Below are 17,542 nucleotides of genomic sequence, written 5' to 3'. Positions count from 1 at the left end.
AAGGTCGTCGCTACGCTCAGATGGATTGCGTGCGCAGTTCCAGCCACGCTTTCGCGTCGCCCGACACATGCGGCGCGAGGCGCGTGCGCACCGTCTCGTGATACGCGTTGAGCCACGCGCGCTCGTCGTCGCGCAGCAGCGACAGCTCGATGCAGCGCGTGTCGATCGGGCACAGCGTCAGTGTTTCGAACTTCAGGAAGTCACCGAATTCGGTTTTTTCGGCGGCCACGTTCAGCACGAGGTTTTCGATGCGCACGCCCCACTTGCCCGGCCGATACAGACCCGGCTCGTTCGACGTGATCATGCCCTCCTCCATCGCGGTCCACGGTTCGGCCGGCGCGTAGTGCGAGATCACCTGCGGGCCTTCGTGCACGTTCAGGAAGTAGCCGACCCCGTGACCGGTGCCGTGGCCATAGTCGGCGCCGGCCTGCCAGATCGGTGCGCGCGCGATCGCGTCGAGCATCGGCGAGCGGATGCCGCGCGGGAATTGCGCGCGTGACAGCGCGATCATGCCCTTCAGCACGACCGTGAAATCGCGGCGCTGTTCGTTGCTCGGCGTGCCGACCGGGACGACGCGCGTGATGTCGGTCGTGCCGCTCAGATACTGGCCGCCCGAATCGATCAGCAGCAGGCCGTTGCCTTCGATCACCGCATGCGACTCCTCGGTCGCGCGATAGTGCGGCATCGCGCCGTTCGCATTGAAGCCCGCGATCGTCGCGAAGCTCAGCGACACGAAGCCGGGACGGCGCGCGCGAGCTGCCGTCAGACGCTCGTCGATCGTCAGCTCGGTGACGCGCTCGCGGCCGAGCGCGCTTTCGAACCACGCGAAGAATTCGGCGAGCGCGGCGCCGTCCTGCTCCATCGTCTCGCGCACGTGCGTGGCATCGGCGGCGGTCTTGCACGACTTCAGGAAAGTGGACGGATTGACCGCCTCGACCACCTTGACCGACGACGGCACCGCCTGCAGCGAGCCGTACGTGATGCGGCGCGGATCGATCAGCAGCGTGCTGCCGGCTGGCAGGGCGGCAAGCGCGTCGGCGGTTTTCGCGTACGGCTCGACGCTGATGCCGTCGCGCGCGAGCACTTCGGCGAGCGCTGGCGACACCTTGCCGTCGGCGATAAACAGCGACGCCCGGTCCACGCCGATCAGCGCGTGCGCGACGAACACCGGGTTGTAGCTGACATCGGCGCCGCGCAGATTCAGCAGCCAGGCGAGGTCGTCGAGCGTCGAGATGAAGTGCCACTGCGCGCCTTTCTCGACCATCGCGCGACGCACCTGCGCAAGCTTGTCCGCGCGTGTGACGCCCGCTTGCGGCGCGGCGTGCTCGAAGACGGCGTCGGCGGGCAGCGCCGGGCGCTGCGCCCAGATCGCGTCGAACAGGTCGAGGTCGGTGCGCAATCGCACGCCGCGCGCGATCAGTGCGGCGCTCAACGCGCGCGCGGCCGCGACGCCCAGCACCGCGCCGTCCACACCGACCGTGCCGCCGCTCGCGACGTTCTGCGCGAGCCATTCGAAATGCGGCGTCGTGAGCTGGCCGCCGGTCATCTTCATCAGCTCGACACCGCTGCCGGCGAGCTGCGCACTCGCCTGCTCCCAGTAGCGGCTGTCGGTCCAGACGCCGGCGAAATCGGCGGTGACGATCAGCGTGCCGGCCGAGCCGGTGAAGCCCGACAGCCACTGGCGGCCTTGCCAGCGCCCTGGCAGATACTCGGACAGATGCGGATCCGCCGACGGCACGAGGTAAGCGGCAATGCCTTCGCGCGCCATCGCGGCGCGCAGGCTCGCGAGGCGCTCGGGAATGGAGGAGGTTTCGGGAAGTCGGGCGTTCATGGAGTTACCTGCAAGGATTCATCGACGGATTGACCGGCGCGTTGATTGACGCGACAAGAGGCCGACCGTCACGGCGACGGCGATGAGCGCGACGGCGGTGCATACCGGCCATTCGAGCATGTCGCCGTCATGGAAGAGACTTGTCACATTGCCGGCCATCCGCGCGACGCTCGTGCCAAGCACACCGGCCAACAGCGCGGCCCACCAGCGGGCGCGGCTCGCGCGGCGCTGCGGATGCAACCACCAGCCCGCGAGGCCGATCACCGCGCCGAGTAGGAGAATGCCCGGCCAACCCATCAGGCGTCGACTCCAGACTGGGCGCTCAAACACGGCAAGATCAATTTCGGATTCGTCTCATAGGCGAAAGGAGCCGCCAACGCTAGCATTTTTGCCTCCTCAACTATACAAGTTCAGCACGGCGCTTTCCGCATAGCGGTTGAGTTTAGGGATCGGGGTGTGCTTAGGCAAGTTGTAAGTCTGACGAAAACGCCTCATGCTTCGCCCGTTGCCAGGCTGACGCAGCGCCATGCGCATCGCCCTTATCGAACCCGACGTCCAACACGCCAAACTGGTTGACCGGCTCATTTTCGCCGGCGGCCACGCGTGCCAGCACTTCACCACTAGCGCCACGTTCCTGCAGCGCGCTACCGACGAATTTTTCGACCTGTTGATCACCGAAAGTTGGGCCGGCGACCATTGCGCCGAAGACGTGATCCCGCGCGCGCGCTCCATTCTGCCGGGCCTGCCCGTCATGATGCTGCTGACCGCACCGCGCGAATGCCAGATCGTCGCCGCGTTGCATGCCGGCGCCGACGACTGTCTCAGCAAGCCAGTGCGCGGCCCCGAAATGCTCGCGCGTATCGAGGCGCTGCAGCGCCGTGCGGGCCTACGGCGGCCGCCCAACCGTCGACGCGACGTGATCGGCGGCTATACGTTCGACGCGGCGAATTTGGCCGTGACATTCCGCGACCTGACCGTGATCCTGACGCCGAAGGAATTCCGCCTCGCGCTGTTGTTGTTCAACAATCTCGCGCGGCCGGTGTCGCGCGCGCATATTCTCGAAACCGTGTGGGCCCGCCGCCGCGACGTAAAGTCGCGCACCATCGACACCCACGCGTCGCGCGTGCGCAGCAAGTTGCAACTGCGCCCGCAGCTTGGCTACACGCTGACGCCGGTCTATGGTTACGGTTACCAGCTCGACGCGATCCCGCCGGAGAGCCTGACAGGCGCGAACTGACGCATGGGGGATATATGGCGGGCAGGATGTGAGTATCGTGGAAACGCTATAATATGAGGCTGAACGATAGCTCCCCCAAATGCAGCTTCTAACGATCGGAATCAACCATCACACTGCGCCTGTCGCCTTGCGCGAACGCGTGGCGTTTCCGCTCGAACAGATAAAGCCCGCTCTGGATACGTTCAAAGGCATCTGGCTGGGCCACATGGCCCCCAACGCGCCCGAGGCGGCAATTCTGTCCACCTGCAACCGCACCGAACTCTACTGCGCGACCGACGACCTCACCGCGCGCGAAGCCTCGGTGCAGTGGCTGTCGAAGTACCACAACCTCCCCATCGATGAACTCGCGCCGCACGTCTATGCGTTGCCGCAGTCCGAAGCCGTGCGCCATGCGTTCCGCGTCGCGTCGGGGCTCGATTCGATGGTGCTCGGCGAAACGCAGATCGTCGGACAAATGAAGGACGCGGTGCGCACCGCCTCCGAAGCCGGCGCGCTCGGCACCTATCTGAATCAGCTATTCCAGCGCACCTTCGCCGTCGCGAAGGAAGTGCGCAGCACGACCGAAATCGGCGCGCAGTCGGTGTCGATGGCCGCGGCCGCGGTACGCCTCGCCCAACGCATTTTTGACAAGATCGCGAACCAGCGCGTGCTGTTCATCGGTGCTGGCGAAATGATCGAACTTTGCGCGACGCACTTCGCGGCGCAGCATCCGCGGGAACTCGTCGTCGCGAACCGAACCGCCGAGCGCGGCATGCGGCTCGCCGAGCGCTTCAACGGCCGCGCCATTCCGCTCTCCGAGTTACCCGCGCGGATGCACGAATTCGACATCATCGTGTCGTGCACAGCGTCCACGTTGCCGATCATCGGTCTTGGAGCGGTCGAGCGCGCGGTCAAGGCGCGCCGTCACCGGCCGATTTTCATGGTCGACCTCGCGGTGCCGCGCGACATCGAACCCGAAGCCGGCCAGCTCGAAGACGTGTTCCTGTACACCGTCGACGACCTCGGCGCGATCGTCCGCGAAGGCAATGCGTCGCGCCAGGCCGCGGTCGCGCAGGCCGAAGCGATCATCGAAACGCGCGTGCAGAACTTCATGCAGTGGCTTGATGCGCGCAGCATCGTGCCGGTGATCCGCCACATGCACACGCAGGCCGACACGCTGCGCCGCGCAGAGGTCGAACGCGCGCAGAAAATGCTCGCGCGCGGCGACGATCCGGCCGCAGTCCTCGAGGCACTGTCGCAATCGCTCACCAATAAGCTGATCCATGGTCCTACGCACGCGCTGAATCGCGCGAGCACCGACAACCGCGACAAGCTGATCGAACTGATGAGCGGCTTCTACAAACACTCCGGCTCTACCGAACGTTAGCGGCGCAGTGCTCGCCGCACCCCGCGCGCCACCGCCGTGGCTCGCAAAGTGCTCCGCCCCGGGCATTCGCCCGTTCTCCTGGCCGCATCCATTCCGGAGTCCGCTCCGCTACCCGCCCGATGAAAACGAGCATGCAACGCAAGCTCGACCAGCTGACCACCCGGCTGGCCGAACTGAACGACCTGTTGAGCCGCGAGGACGTCACCTCCAACCTCGACCAATACCGCAAGCTGACGCGCGAACACGCGGAGCTCGGCCCGCTCGTCGAGCATTACGGGCTGTGGCGCCAGGCGCAAAACGACGCCGCCACGGCGCAGGAACTCCTCTCCGACGCGTCGATGCGCGATTTCGCCGAAGACGAAATCCGCGCCGCACGCGATCGAATGGAGACGCTCGGCGTCGAACTGCAGAAAATGCTGCTGCCGAAAGATCCGAACGACGAGCGCAACATTTTCCTCGAAATCCGCGCGGGCACCGGCGGCGACGAATCCGCGCTGTTCGCGGGTGATCTGCTGCGCATGTATCTGCGCTATGCCGAGCGCAACCGCTGGCAGGCCGAGATGATGTCGGCGAGCGAATCGGACCTCGGCGGCTATCGCGAAGTGATCGTGCGAATTGCCGGCGATGCCGCGTATTCGAAGCTGAAGTTCGAGTCGGGCGGGCATCGCGTGCAGCGCGTGCCCGCCACCGAAACGCAGGGCCGCATCCATACCTCGGCGTGCACGGTCGCGGTGATGCCGGAGGCGGACGAGATCGGCGAAGTCGAGATCAATCCGGCCGATCTGCGTATCGACACGTTCCGCGCGTCGGGCGCGGGCGGCCAGCACATCAACAAGACCGACTCGGCGGTGCGCGTCACGCACTTGCCGACGGGCATCGTCGTCGAATGTCAGGACGACCGCTCGCAGCACAAGAACAAGGATCGCGCGCTGAAGGTGCTCGCCGCGCGCATCAAGGACAAGCAGGCGCACGAGCAGCAGGCGAAGGAAGCGGCGACGCGCAAGAACCTGATCGGCTCGGGCGACCGTTCGGAGCGCATCCGCACGTACAACTTCCCGCAGGGGCGCCTCACCGATCACCGCATCAATCTGACGCTGTATCGCCTCGACGCGATCATGGATGGCGATCTCGAAGAACTGATCGCGGCGCTTGTCAGCGAGCATCAGGCCGAACTGCTGGCCTCGCTCGGCGACGCCGACTAACGCCCCGCCAATGACCGACGCCTCCCCGGCTCCGCTCGACTCCACCGCTCTGCCCGCCACGGCCGAGGCGCTATTGCGCGCATCGCCGCTGCCGCCGCTCGAAGCGCGGATTCTGCTCACGCATATGCTCGGTTGGCGGCGCACGCAGCTGATCACGCGCGGCGAGGAGCCGCTCGAACGCACAAGCGTCGAGCGTTATCGCACGCTCGAGGCGCGGCGCATGGCCGGCGAACCGGTCGCGCAGCTCGTCGGTGCGCGCGAATTCTTCGGGCTCGAATTCGAAGTGACGCCGCACGTGCTGATTCCGCGTCCTGAGACCGAGCTGCTGGTGGAGACCGCGCTCGCGGCGATCGAACCTCGGCCGCGCCCACGTGTGCTCGATCTCGGCACCGGGACCGGCGCAATCGCGGTGGCGATCGCGTCGATGCGGCCCGACGCGCAGGTCTGGGCGCTCGACCGCTCGGCCGACGCGCTCGCCGTCGCCGCGCGCAACAGCGCGCGCCTGCTCGACGTGAAACGCCCGGGGGGCGCCGTCGTTTTCCTGCCCAGCGACTGGTACGACTCGCTCGACGCCGCGTTGCGCTTCGATGCGATCGTCAGCAATCCACCGTATATCGCGAGCGGCGACCCGCATCTGCGTGAAGGCGATCTGCGCTTCGAGCCGCGCGGCGCGCTCACCGACGAGGCCGACGGCCTCAGCGCGATCCGCGCGATCGTCGCCGGCGCCCCCGAGCGTCTCGCCGCCGACGGCACGCTTTGGATCGAACATGGCTACGACCAGGCCGAAGCCGTGCGCGGGTTGCTGAGCGAACGCGGTTTTGCCGAGGTCCGCTCGGCGCGCGATCTCGCCGGCATCGAGCGGATCAGCGGCGGCGTGCTGCGCGCCGCTGCGGCCTGAGCGCGGTCGCCGAGGCTAAAACCCCCAGGCGCGACGTGGCTGCGGCCGCCCGTAGCGAAATCCGCTATCATTTCAGCCTAATCTCATCCTTTATCGGAACCGCAAGGTCAGTCATGGATACGCAACAACGCATCAAGCAAATCGTCGACGGCAACAACGTCGTTCTCTTCATGAAGGGCACGGCCCAGTTCCCGATGTGCGGTTTTTCCGGCCGCGCCATCCAGATCCTGAAGGCGTGCGGTGCCGGTGAAATCAAGACCGTCAACGTGCTCGAAGACGACGAAATCCGTCAGGGCATCAAGGTGTTCTCGAACTGGCCGACCATTCCGCAGCTGTACGTGAAGGGCGAATTCATCGGCGGCTCGGACATCATGATGGAGATGTACGAATCGGGCGAACTGCAGCAGCTGTTCGCCGCGGCCTGAGCGTTCTACGCTTCGTTCGCTTCATCAGGCGCCGCAAGCCATGCAGCAAGCACGCACCGCGGTGCCTCGCCGGCTGATCGTCGCGATCACCGGCGCCACCGGCGCCATCTACGGCATCCGGCTGCTCGAGACGCTGCGGCGGCTCGGCGGCGTCGAGAGTCACCTGCTGATTTCGGGCGCGGGTTGGCTCAACATCCAGCATGAACTCCAGTTGGGCAAGGAAGACGTGCATCCGCTCGCGGATGTCGTCCATTCGGTGCGCGATGTCGGCGCGAGCATCGCATCCGGCTCGTTCGCGACCGACGGCATGATCGTCGCGCCCTGCTCGATGAAAACTCTCGCGAGCATCGCGCACGGTTTCGCCGACAACCTGATCACCCGCGCCGCCGACGTCACACTGAAGGAACGTCGCCGTCTCGTGCTGCTGGTGCGCGAAACGCCGTTCAATCTCGCGCATCTGCGCAATATGACGGCCGTCACCGAAATGGGCGGAGTGATCTTCCCGCCACTGCCCGCGTTCTATAACCGGCCTGCTTCGATCGACGAGATGGTCGACCATACTGTCGCACGCGTGCTCGATCTGTTTGCGCTGGGGCCGGCGTTGTCGCCGGCGTGGGAAGGATTGCGCGGCGCGCAGGATTAATCGCGACAAAGAGGATTAACAACAGCCGCGACGCAATCAATTCCCGCCGAACCCATTTATCAAGCTGGCGTGCGGACCTATATTGGTAGCAACCCAATTTCTCCGTGCCGTGCTTACACGGCCGCGTTGCTCTCATGAACCGCTTACCTTCGCTTTTCCTGTCTCACGGCGCACCCACGTTGCCGATCGATCCGTCGATGCCGTCCGCCGAGTTCGGCGCGCTCGGCACGCAATTGCCGCGTCCCGCGGCAATCCTGATGCTGTCGGCGCACTGGGGCACCGCGCAGCCACTCGCGAGCATCGCGACGGCGCCTGAAACCATCCACGATTTTTATGGTTTTCCGCGCCAGCTCTACGAAATCCAATACGCAGCGCCGGGCGCGCCTGACGTCGCACGTAGCGCCGCCGCGCTGCTCGGCGCGAACGGCATCGTCGCGGACGTGCAGCCGCGCGGACTCGACCACGGCGCATGGGTGCCGATGCTGCTGATGTTTCCGCGAGCGGACGTGCCGATCGCGCAACTGTCGATCCAACCGCGCAAGGACGCCGCGCATCATTTCCGCGTCGGCCGCGCGCTGCGCGCGCTGAAAGACGAAGGCGTGATGGTGATCGGCTCCGGCCAGATCACCCATAACCTGCGCGCCGCCGATTTCTCCGCGCGCCCGGAAGACGCCGATCCGCGTGTGGCCGAATTCACCGACTGGTTCGAGGACAAGCTTGTCGCGCGCAATATCGACGCGCTGCTCGACTATCGACGCCAGGCGCCGCACGCGGTGTTGATGCATCCGACCGACGAGCATCTGTTGCCGGTATTCGCTGCGCTCGGCGCCGCCGACGACGACTATTCGCTCGCGATCCAGTCGCTCGGCACCTACCAACGCTCGCTCGCGATGACGAACTACGTGTTCGGGACCGCCTGATCCGACGCGGGGGTCGCGCACAAAAGTCAACAAAAAGCCCGCCTGATCAGTGATCAGGCGGGCTTTTTATCGGCCCCGAAAGATCCGCGTCGAGCGGATCTTCGGTTTCGACCGGCGCTCAATGCGCGCCGATACCTTCGAGCACTTCGTCGTGCACGAGCCGCTCGTCCAGATACTCCGAACGATAGCCGCTGTTCACGCCCCAGAAGTAGAACACCAACGAGAAGGCGATCACGACGAGCATGTCCCAGCCGTACGGCAGAATGCCGAAGCCGCCAAACTCCTTGCTGCCGATCAGCGACAGGATCGCCATGATCGGCAGATACGCGACCAGCCACCAGGCAGCCTTCAAGTCACGGCCCCAGCCCTCGAAGCCCGACTTCGCCTGGAAGTAGAAATACACCGGCAACGCGACGACCATCAGCAGAATGATTTCGCCGGTCAGCGGCCACTTCGCCCAGTACAGGATCAGCGACGCGCAGACGAACGCGAACGGCGCGATCACCTTCATGCCGGCGATGTGCAGCGGGCGCTCGAGATCGGTTGCCGCGCGGCGCAGTGCCATCAGGCTGATCGGGCCGGTCAGGTACGAGATCACGGTCGCGACCGAAATCACCGCCGCGAGCGAACTCCAGCCGCGGAAGAAGAACAGGAAGATGAACGAGACGAGCAGGTTGAACCACATCGCGTTGCGCGGAACGCCATAGAACGGGTGCACGTTACCGAACATCTTCGGCATCGTGTTGTTGCGCTCCATCGCGTAGATCATGCGCGAGGTGGTCGCCATGTAGGTCGTACCGGTGCCGCTCGGGCTCACGAACGCGTCGACGTACAGCAGGATCGCCAGCCAGTTCAGGTTCAGCGCAATCGCCAGTTCCGCGAACGGCGAAGCAAAGCTCAAGTGGCTCCAGCCCTTCATCACGTCGGCCGGATTCACGGCGCCGATGTATGCGATCTGCAGCAACACGTAGATCACGAGCGCGAGCAGGATCGAGCCGATCACCGCGAACGGCACGCTCCTGGCCGGATTTCGCGCTTCACCGGCCAGGTTGATCGGGCTCTGGAAACCGTTGAACGCGAACACGATGCCGCTCGTCGCGACCGCGGTCAGCACCGCCGACCAGCCGTACGGCGCGAACGTGGTCGTCTGACCAAAGTTCTCGGTGTGGACGCCTGTCATCATCAGGCCGACGATCGTTGCGCCCGGGATCAGGAACTTGAAGATCGTGATCGCCGAGTTGGCGCGCGCGAACAGCTTGACGCCCCAGTAGTTGAGCAGGAAATAGATGATGACGAGCCCGGCGGACAGCAGTAGGCCGTTGGTCGTCAATGACCCGTCGACGAACAGCGCATGCGCCCAGGGATAGGGCCACGTACTCATATATTGGATCGATGCTTCGGCCTCGATCGGGATCACCGACACAATCGCGATCCAGTTAGCCCACGCGCTGATGAAACCGACCAGCGCGCCGTGCGAGTAGCGCGCATAGCGCACCATCCCGCCAGATTCCGGAAACATCGCACCGAGTTCGGCGTAAGTCAGCGCAATCGCGAGAATCACGACCGCACCGATGATCCATGCGCAAATCGCAGCCGGACCGGCGATTTTTGCAGCCTTCCACGCGCCGAACAGCCAACCCGATCCGATGATCGAGCCCAGACCGGTCAGCATCAGCGCGAATGGCCCGATGTTCCGTTGTATAGAACTTTTCACTTCTTCTCCTAAATCAGAACCATGTCGGCACCGCGTGACATCGCTTGTGGCGGGGGAAACGGGGTGACGCGCATGTAAGCGCGTCCATATGCGGAACAGGTGCAACCGACGCGCGGCGCGTAGTTTAACGGTTGCACCGTGTTGCTGCAGCGAAACCGCAGCCGAACTAAGGGTTCCCCTAACAAAAAGTTGGCCCCCTGCGCAAGCTTTGTAAGAAAATTTCGGATAAGTCCGGCAAAGTTTCGTCTAGACTGTTGACCTTCGTCCGAATTCGCCGTATAACGTTCGGGCAGGATTTCAAGTGGCGAGTGAAGTGGTTCTTTCGTAGTTCGCCCATCAACGGTACTCCGGTTGGTCCCATTACCCCCTTCCTTGATTTTCATGCACCCGGGCTTCGGCCTTATTCACCATTTTTTAGGAAAAAGTAATATGGAAACCGGTACCGTCAAGTGGTTCAACGACGCTAAGGGCTTCGGCTTCATCACTCCGGACGGCGGCGGTGAAGATCTGTTTGCGCATTTCTCGGAAATTCGCACGGAAGGCTTCAAGACGCTGCAAGAAAACCAGAAGGTCACGTTTGAAGTGAAGACGGGCCCGAAGGGCAAGCAAGCGGCTAACATCAAGCCGGTGTAAGCTCCGCGCTTCCTTCTGGACGCAAAAAAACCCCGCCTCGGCGGGGTTTTTTATTACAGCGGCCAATCTGAATGCGCCGATTAACTTCGCATGACTTCGCAATTCGCGGCGGATTATTTGTTGATTATCCGGGATTATCCGAATACACGCCGCGCATGAATACCGAGGCCGGTCGCCACGCTCGCGAGACGATCGCCGAACACCGCTTGCGCGTCTGGAAACGCCGCGGCCAGCGCGCCCGACAGAAACGCGAGGCCGGTCGACCCGCCGGTGAAATAGATCGCGTCGACATCGCGCGGCGCGACGCCCGCCGCCTGCACCGTATCGCGCGCGGCCTGCACGATGCGTCGCGTTTCTTCCTCGCCTGCCTTGACGAGCTGCGCTTCGTCGAACGCGAGACGCAGATCCTCTTCCACTTGCTCGAGATCGATTACGGTCTCGCCGCCCGCCGCCACGCCGATCTTGGCCTCTTCCGCGTGGGCGGCGAGCGCGTGCCCGAAACGCTGCTCGACCACGCGCATCAGCCGGTCGTGGTGCTTCGTCTCCGTGAAAAGGTGCCGCATCAGCGCGAGTTCGCTGACGCGCTTCGGCGTGTAGACGGTGTTGATCAGGTGCCAGGTCGCGAGATCGAAATAAATCCGGTTCGGGATTTCGCGCCCTTGCGGATCGAGCGACTGGTAGCCCAGTTCACGCAGTATCGTGGCGAGTTCGACGCGGCGGTCGAAGTCCGTACCCGCGACGTGCACGCCGTGGTGCGCGAGCACGTCGTCCTTGCGCTCGACGCGCTTCATCCGTTCCGGCCCCACTCGCACGAGCGAAAAGTCCGAGGTACCGCCGCCGATGTCCGCCACAAGCACGAGCCCCTCGGCGCTCAGGTGCGATTCGTAGTCGAACGCAGCCGCGATCGGTTCATACTGAAAGTGGATGTCGCGCAAGCCGGCCGTGCGCGCGGCGGCTTCGAGCTGTTGCTGCGCCATCTGGTCGGCGCGCGGGTCGTCGTCGACGAAGAACACTGGGCGGCCCAGCACCGCGCGGTCGATCGCGCCGCCGGCGCTCGCCTCGGCCGCGCGTTTCAGGTGAGTCAGGAACGTCGCGATCACCTCGGTGTACTTGATCGCACTGCCGTCGCCGAGATCGGTTGTATTCTCGGCGAGCGGCGAGCCGAGAATGCTTTTCATCGAGCGCATCAGCCGGCCGTCGAAACCGTCGATGTAAGCAGCGAGCGCCGCGCGCCCGAATTCGCTGGTGTGTTCGTCGGTATTGAAGAAGACCGCGGTGGGCAGCGTCGTGTACGCGCCTTCGACCGGCGCCAGCTTCAGCTGCGGGCCGGCCGGAACCGCGACGGCCGAATTGGAAGTACCGAAGTCAATCGCGCAATAGTTCATGGCAGGAATGGCCGCTCACGGCTGGCGCGCACAGAAAGGGGAGCGGCTTTGTATCACGAAAACTCCGTCAGCATCAACTGAAGCTGACGGGACGTCCGCAAGATCGTTAGAAATCATGGCGCGGAATGGATCTTGCGGCGTCCGACCGGATATGCCGTCCCATTTCGCCATCGAGGAGACTTCGCGTCATGAGCGTGCCGCCCACCGCCGCCGTCGATGACCAGCATGCCACGCTGATCGAAACCGATCTGCCGTCGCGGCTGGACCGTCTGCCGTGGGGCCGCTTTCATACGCTGATCGTGGTCGCGCTCGGCGTGACGTGGCTGCTCGACGGCCTTGAGGTGACGCTCGCCGGCGCGGTCGCGAGCGCGCTGAAAACCAGCCCGGCGCTGCGCTTTTCGAATGCCGAGGTCGGCCTCGCGGGCAGCGCATACATTGCCGGCGCGGTGCTCGGTGCGCTCGGTTTCGGTTGGCTGACCGACCGGCTCGGCCGCCGCAAGCTGTTTTTCATCACGCTGACGCTCTATCTGGCCGCGACCGCGGCGACCGCGCTGTCGTGGAATCTGACGAGCTTCATGCTGTTCCGCTTCCTGACCGGCGCGGGTATCGGCGGCGAATACACGGCGATCAACTCGACGATCCAGGAATTCACGCCGGCACGCGTGCGCGGCTGGACCGACCTCGGCATCAACGGCACGTTCTGGGTGGGCGCGGGGCTCGGCGCCGCGGGCTCGCTGGTGCTGCTCGATCCGCACCTGCTGCCTTCCGACTGGGGCTGGCGCGCGTGTTTTTTCATCGGCGCGGTGCTCGCGCTGGCGATCCTGCCGATGCGCATCTGGATACCCGAAAGCCCGCGCTGGCTACTCACGCACGGCGACGAGCGCGACGCCCGCACGATCGTCGAAGGCATCGAGACGCGTTTTCGCGACGCCGGCCACACGCTCGCCGACGACGCCCTCACGCGGCTGCGACTGCGCGCGCGCGACCATACGCCGTTGCGCGAGGTGTTCCACACGCTGTTCAACGTGCACCGGCGCCGCGCGCTGGTCGGTCTCACGTTGATGACCGCGCAGGCATTCTTCTACAACGCGATCTTTTTCACCTACGCGCTCGTCCTCACCGACTTCTATCACGTGCCGGGCGACGACATCGGCTGGTATCTGCTGCCTTTCGCGCTCGGCAATTTCCTGGGGCCACTCGTGCTCGGGCGGCTGTTCGACGTGATCGGTCGACGCAAGATGATCGCCGCGACCTACGCGATGTCGGCGATCCTGCTGACGCTGTCCGGCTATCTGTTCGAGCAGCAACTGCTGAGCGTCGTCACGCAGACGGTCGCCTGGATGGTCATTTTCTTCTTTGCGTCGGCGGCCGCGAGTTCCGCGTATCTGACCGTGAGCGAATCGTTTCCACTCGAAATCCGCGCGCTCGCGATCGCGGTTTTCTATGCGTTCGGCACCGCGCTCGGCGGCATCATCGGGCCGGCGTTTTTCGGTCGGCTGATCGATACGCATCAGCGCAGCGAGGTGTTTTCGGGCTATCTGGTCGGCTCGGCGTTGATGCTCGCGGCGGCGCTCGTCGCGGCGATCTGGGGTGTCGACGCGGAGCGCAAGTCGCTCGAACATGTGGCCGCGCCGCTGTCGAGCGTGACGGATGGTGAGAACGGCATGGACCGCGCTGCATGAAAAACGCGCGGACCGTGCCGCGCGTGCCTGACTGCTTCGTTGCTCATCGCCTGCTTTCCTCGCTTTACGCGAAATCGCGCGGCAAGCGCAGCGAATCCATCGCTCAGAACGCCTTCTTCCAGGCGCCGGCGTACGCGATCTCCGCGAGCGCCGCGCGTTGACGCGGCGCCTTCTCGCGTTCGCGCAGGACCGGGTCCAGTTTGTCGACGTCGCCGTAATGACCGAGCGAAATCATCGCGATCGGCTCGACGTCCTTTGGTAATTCGAAGGTGGTACGGAACGCGTTCACGTCGAAGCCGCTCATCTGGTGCGCGGCGAGGCCGAGCGCGTGCGCCTGCAGCACCAGCGCCATCGCCGCCGCGCCGGCGTCGTAGAACGCGCAGCGGTTTACGTCGCCCTTGTTGGTCAGTGTGTGCGCGGTCACCGCGATCAGCACTGGCGCGGGCGCATTCCAGCCCTGGTTGAACGGCACTAGCGTGGCGAAAGCCTTCTTGAATGCGACTTCGTCGACGCTGCGATCGAATACGACAAAACGCCAGGGCTGCGCGTTATATGAAGACGGCGCCCAGCGCGCCGCTTCTAGCACGGCTCGCAACTGATCGCGGCTCACCGGCTCGCTCGAATACGCGCGAGGGCTCCAGCGGCCTGCAATCAGCTCGTGAATGGCAACTTCGGTTGAGGCGGGTTTGGTGGCCATGCGCTTCTCTCGGTAGAAATTCATGATCGTCGGGCGGCTGCCCGAGGCCACATAGCATAACGGGCTTTCGGTGCGCGCTCCAAGTTGCGGCGCGGCGCTATGCGTGCTGGCTGAGAAAATGCGCACGGCCCCGTTATGGGGCCGTGTGCCGATGCTTCGCTGACGGTGAATCCGCGCGGCGCGCGAGGCGCCTCAGATTGCCTGCGGCGTCGGCACCTTGGCAGGGCGGTTGATGCGCAGCACGATCACCGCGGCGATCAGACACAAGCCGCCGGAAATCATCGATGCGACCGTGTAGGTGCCAAGACTCGCGCGCAGCATGCCCGCGCCGAGCGCCGCGAACGCCGCGCCGAGCTGGTGGCCCGCGACCACCCAGCCGAACACGATCGGCGCCGATTCCTTGCCGTAGACGTCGGTCGCAAGACGCACGGTCGGCGGCACGGTGGCGATCCAGTCGAGACCGTAGAACACCGCGAACAGCGGCAGTCCGAAAAAGTCGATGCCGAACGCGTGCGGCAGGTACATCAGCGACAGCCCCCGCAGCCCGTAATACCAGAACAGCAGCACGCGGCTATTGAAGCGGTCCGACAGCCAGCCCGACATCGTCGTGCCGAAGAGGTCGAACACGCCCATCGCCGCGAGCAACGACGCGCCCTGCACTTCGGTCATCCCGTAGTCGCCGCACATCGCGATCAGATGGGTGCCGACATAGCCATTGGTGCTCGCGCCGCAAATGAAGAAGCTGAAGAACAGCAGCCAGAAGTCGCGCGTTTTGCTCGCCGACGCGAGCGTGCCGAATGCGATCGCGAGCGGATTCTGCCTGGTGACGGTCGTCGTGATGGGCGCGTCGTGCGGTTCGCCGTACGGGCGCAGCTGCATGCTGGCCGGATGCTCGGGCAGCAGGAAGGCGACGAGCGGAATCACGACGCCCGCCGCGAGCGCGACGACCCACACGACCTGACGCCAGCCGTAATGCTCGGCGATGGCCGCGAGAAGCGGCAGAAACACCAGCTGGCCGGTCGCCGAGCTGGCGGTCAGGATACCCATCACGAGACCGCGGCGCGTGGTGAACCAGCGTGTCACGACCGTCGCCGACAGCGACAGCGCCGCTACTCCGGTCGAGCCGCCGACCATCACGCCCCAGATCAGCACCATTTGCCACGGATGCGTCATCAGCGACGACAGGGCGACACCCGCGGCCATCGTGCCGAGCGCGCTCAGCAGCGTGGGGCGCACACCGAAGCGCTGCATCGCGGCGGCCGCGAACGGCCCCATCAACCCATACAGCGCGATGTTCACTGAGATCGCGAGCGAAATCGTCGCGCGGCTCCAGCCGAATTGGTGCTCGAGCGGCACCATCATCACGCTCGGTGTTGCTCGCGTACCCGCCGCCGCGAGCAACACCAGGAACACCACGGCGACGGTCAACCAGCCGTAGTGGAAACGCCCGCCTATCAGTCGCGCAGCCCAGTTCATTGGTTCTCCCATCGACGCGGCCCCGGTGGCCGCGCCGTTCGTATTATTACGGCCCCGGTGAATGACTTGTGACAGATCGGTCACAATAGTGTTGCGATCTTAGTTACTGGTCGGTAACATGTCAAGGCGTCAATCTCATTCGGGTGACTTGCGATGTCCGACAGCGAAACCTCCAAGCCCGCTCGTACTCGTGCGCGGCGCGCGCGCGGCGCGCAGACCGCCGGGCCGCAGGCGCAGCTGCATCTGCTGCGCGCGGCCAGCGAGTTGTTCTATCGCGAGGGCGTGCGCACGGTCGGCGTCGATGCGGTGATCGAGCGCGCGGGCGTGAACAAGATGAGTCTGTACCGGCAGTTTTCGTCGAAGGACGAGCTCGTGATGGCGTATCTGGAGCAGAAGGACGAGCAGTTCTTCCGCTACGTCGAGAAGAGCTTCGAGAAGCATCGGGGCGAGCCGGCGAAGCAGCTTCGGCAGTTCTTCGACGACCTCGCGGTGCGCGCCTCGGTCGGCGATTACCGCGGCTGCCCGTTCGTGAATGTGTCGGTGGAGTTTTCGGATACCGCGCATCCGGCGCGGCAGTTTGTGTTCCGCAACAAGCAGCGCTTGATGGCGCGCCTCGTCGAACTGTCGACGGCGGCCGGCGCCGGCGATCCGCAAGCGCTGGCCGATGGGCTCGGTCTGCTGATCGAGGGCGTGTACGCGGCGAGCCAGACTTACGGGCCGGGCTGCGGGCCGATCCTCGCCGCGCCGAAAGTCGCCGCGCAGTTGATTGCGGCCGCTTGCGCGGAGAAGCCGGTTCGCTGAGCCAGTCCGTCAGCCGGGTCCTTTAGAATTGCGCGTTTTCCCGTCACATCCGTCCGCCATGCCGTTGCCCGCCGAATCCCACGATGCCGTTATCGCCGCGACCCGTCATTGGCTGACGGAGGCCGTGATCGGCCTGAACCTGTGTCCGTTCGCGAAGGCCGCGCATGTGAAGGGGCAGATTCGCTATGCGGTCAGCGAAGCGCACACGCTCGAAGCGGTGCTGACCGACCTGGAAGCCGAACTGCAGACCCTCGTCGCCGCCGACCCCGCCGCCATCGACACGACGTTGCTGATTCTGCCGCGCGCGTTCGACGACTTTCTCGGCTTCAACGACTGCCTGTTCTTCGCCGACCGGCTCGTCCAGCAGCTACGGCTCGAAGGCGTCATCCAGATCGCGAGCTTTCATCCGCATTACCAGTTCGAAGGCAGCGAGCCCGACGATATCGAAAACTACACGAACCGGGCGCCCTATCCGATCTTGCATCTGCTGCGGGAAGACAGCATCGAGCGAGCCGTGCAGGCCTTTCCCGACGCGGAAGAGATCTACGAGCGCAATCAGGAAACGCTGCGGCGCATTGGCCTCGCGGGCTGGGATGCGTTGATGAAGCGCTAAGTGAAGCGCCCAGCCGCGC

At 64.8% G+C, this 17,542-nt stretch carries 17 protein-coding genes; 11 read left to right on the top strand and 6 right to left on the bottom strand.

Going from position 1 to position 17,542, the window contains the following annotated elements; all coding sequences use genetic code 11:
- Positions 1-16: 16 nt before the first annotated feature.
- Positions 17-1,831 (bottom strand): aminopeptidase P family protein, encoded by a 1,815-nt coding sequence (locus OKW44_RS31660; RefSeq protein WP_026225721.1) that lies wholly within the window; start codon positions 1,829-1,831, stop codon positions 17-19.
- Between the two features lie 18 nt (positions 1,832-1,849).
- Positions 1,850-2,128, bottom strand: a complete 279-nt coding sequence (locus OKW44_RS31655; protein WP_018420106.1) for a hypothetical protein — start codon at positions 2,126-2,128, stop codon at positions 1,850-1,852.
- Positions 2,129-2,357: 229 nt separating this feature from the next.
- Between OKW44_RS31655 and OKW44_RS31650 the strand changes: the two genes are divergently transcribed.
- From OKW44_RS31650 to OKW44_RS31620, 7 genes are all read left to right on the top strand, one after another.
- Positions 2,358-3,068, top strand: a complete 711-nt coding sequence (locus OKW44_RS31650) for a response regulator transcription factor (protein WP_018420105.1) — start codon at positions 2,358-2,360, stop codon at positions 3,066-3,068.
- Between the two features lie 79 nt (positions 3,069-3,147).
- On the top strand, positions 3,148-4,434 hold the full coding sequence (gene hemA, locus OKW44_RS31645) for a glutamyl-tRNA reductase (protein ID WP_018420104.1): 1,287 nt from the start codon (positions 3,148-3,150) through the stop codon (positions 4,432-4,434).
- A gap of 119 nt (positions 4,435-4,553) precedes the next feature.
- Positions 4,554-5,636 carry a peptide chain release factor 1 gene (prfA, locus tag OKW44_RS31640; RefSeq protein WP_018420103.1) on the top strand — a complete coding sequence of 361 codons (1,083 nt, stop codon included), beginning with the start codon at positions 4,554-4,556 and terminating at the stop codon, positions 5,634-5,636.
- 10 nt (positions 5,637-5,646) lie between these two features.
- Positions 5,647-6,534, top strand: a complete 888-nt coding sequence (gene prmC, locus OKW44_RS31635; RefSeq protein ID WP_018420102.1) for a peptide chain release factor N(5)-glutamine methyltransferase — start codon at positions 5,647-5,649, stop codon at positions 6,532-6,534.
- Positions 6,535-6,647: 113 nt separating this feature from the next.
- The gene (grxD, locus tag OKW44_RS31630; protein WP_018420101.1) at positions 6,648-6,959 is read left to right on the top strand and encodes a Grx4 family monothiol glutaredoxin; all 312 of its coding nucleotides are present in this window, start codon (positions 6,648-6,650) and stop codon (positions 6,957-6,959) included.
- A gap of 40 nt (positions 6,960-6,999) precedes the next feature.
- The gene (locus tag OKW44_RS31625; protein ID WP_018420100.1) at positions 7,000-7,602 is read left to right on the top strand and encodes a UbiX family flavin prenyltransferase; all 603 of its coding nucleotides are present in this window, start codon (positions 7,000-7,002) and stop codon (positions 7,600-7,602) included.
- Positions 7,603-7,736: 134 nt separating this feature from the next.
- On the top strand, positions 7,737-8,522 hold the full coding sequence (locus OKW44_RS31620) for a DODA-type extradiol aromatic ring-opening family dioxygenase (RefSeq protein WP_026225720.1): 786 nt from the start codon (positions 7,737-7,739) through the stop codon (positions 8,520-8,522).
- A 118-nt stretch (positions 8,523-8,640) separates the two neighbouring features.
- Here OKW44_RS31620 and OKW44_RS31615 read toward each other — a convergent pair whose 3' ends face one another.
- Complete coding sequence (locus OKW44_RS31615; RefSeq protein WP_026225719.1) at positions 8,641-10,236, bottom strand: APC family permease; 1,596 nt, start codon at positions 10,234-10,236, stop codon at positions 8,641-8,643.
- 429 nt (positions 10,237-10,665) lie between these two features.
- Here OKW44_RS31615 and OKW44_RS31610 point away from each other — a divergent pair, with 429 nt between their 5' ends.
- Positions 10,666-10,869, top strand: a complete 204-nt coding sequence (locus OKW44_RS31610) for a cold-shock protein (protein ID WP_007180251.1) — start codon at positions 10,666-10,668, stop codon at positions 10,867-10,869.
- Between the two features lie 134 nt (positions 10,870-11,003).
- Here OKW44_RS31610 and OKW44_RS31605 read toward each other — a convergent pair whose 3' ends face one another.
- Positions 11,004-12,254 carry an Hsp70 family protein gene (locus OKW44_RS31605; RefSeq protein ID WP_018420097.1) on the bottom strand — a complete coding sequence of 417 codons (1,251 nt, stop codon included), beginning with the start codon at positions 12,252-12,254 and terminating at the stop codon, positions 11,004-11,006.
- Positions 12,255-12,442: 188 nt separating this feature from the next.
- Here OKW44_RS31605 and OKW44_RS31600 point away from each other — a divergent pair, with 188 nt between their 5' ends.
- Positions 12,443-13,936: an MFS transporter gene (locus OKW44_RS31600; RefSeq protein WP_018420096.1), complete on the top strand. Its 1,494-nt coding sequence runs from the start codon at positions 12,443-12,445 to the stop codon at positions 13,934-13,936.
- A gap of 103 nt (positions 13,937-14,039) precedes the next feature.
- Here OKW44_RS31600 and OKW44_RS31595 read toward each other — a convergent pair whose 3' ends face one another.
- Both OKW44_RS31595 and OKW44_RS31590 read right to left on the bottom strand, forming a co-directional pair.
- Positions 14,040-14,633 (bottom strand): nitroreductase family protein, encoded by a 594-nt coding sequence (locus OKW44_RS31595; protein WP_018420095.1) that lies wholly within the window; start codon positions 14,631-14,633, stop codon positions 14,040-14,042.
- Positions 14,634-14,825: 192 nt separating this feature from the next.
- Positions 14,826-16,109, bottom strand: coding sequence for an MFS transporter (locus OKW44_RS31590; protein WP_018420094.1), 1,284 nt, complete (start codon positions 16,107-16,109; stop codon positions 14,826-14,828).
- A 153-nt stretch (positions 16,110-16,262) separates the two neighbouring features.
- On the opposite strand from OKW44_RS31590, the gene OKW44_RS31585 reads away from it, so the two are divergent.
- Positions 16,263-16,910, top strand: coding sequence for a TetR/AcrR family transcriptional regulator (locus OKW44_RS31585; protein ID WP_018420093.1), 648 nt, complete (start codon positions 16,263-16,265; stop codon positions 16,908-16,910).
- Positions 16,911-16,968: 58 nt separating this feature from the next.
- Positions 16,969-17,523 (top strand): DUF1415 domain-containing protein, encoded by a 555-nt coding sequence (locus OKW44_RS31580; RefSeq protein WP_018420092.1) that lies wholly within the window; start codon positions 16,969-16,971, stop codon positions 17,521-17,523.
- Positions 17,524-17,542: the final 19 nt, after the last annotated feature.

Source organism: Paraburkholderia lebeckiae (assembly GCF_050436325.1).
In the GTDB taxonomy this organism is placed as follows: domain Bacteria; phylum Pseudomonadota; class Gammaproteobacteria; order Burkholderiales; family Burkholderiaceae; genus Paraburkholderia; species Paraburkholderia tuberum.
This window is presented reverse-complemented; position numbering and strand designations above follow the sequence as displayed.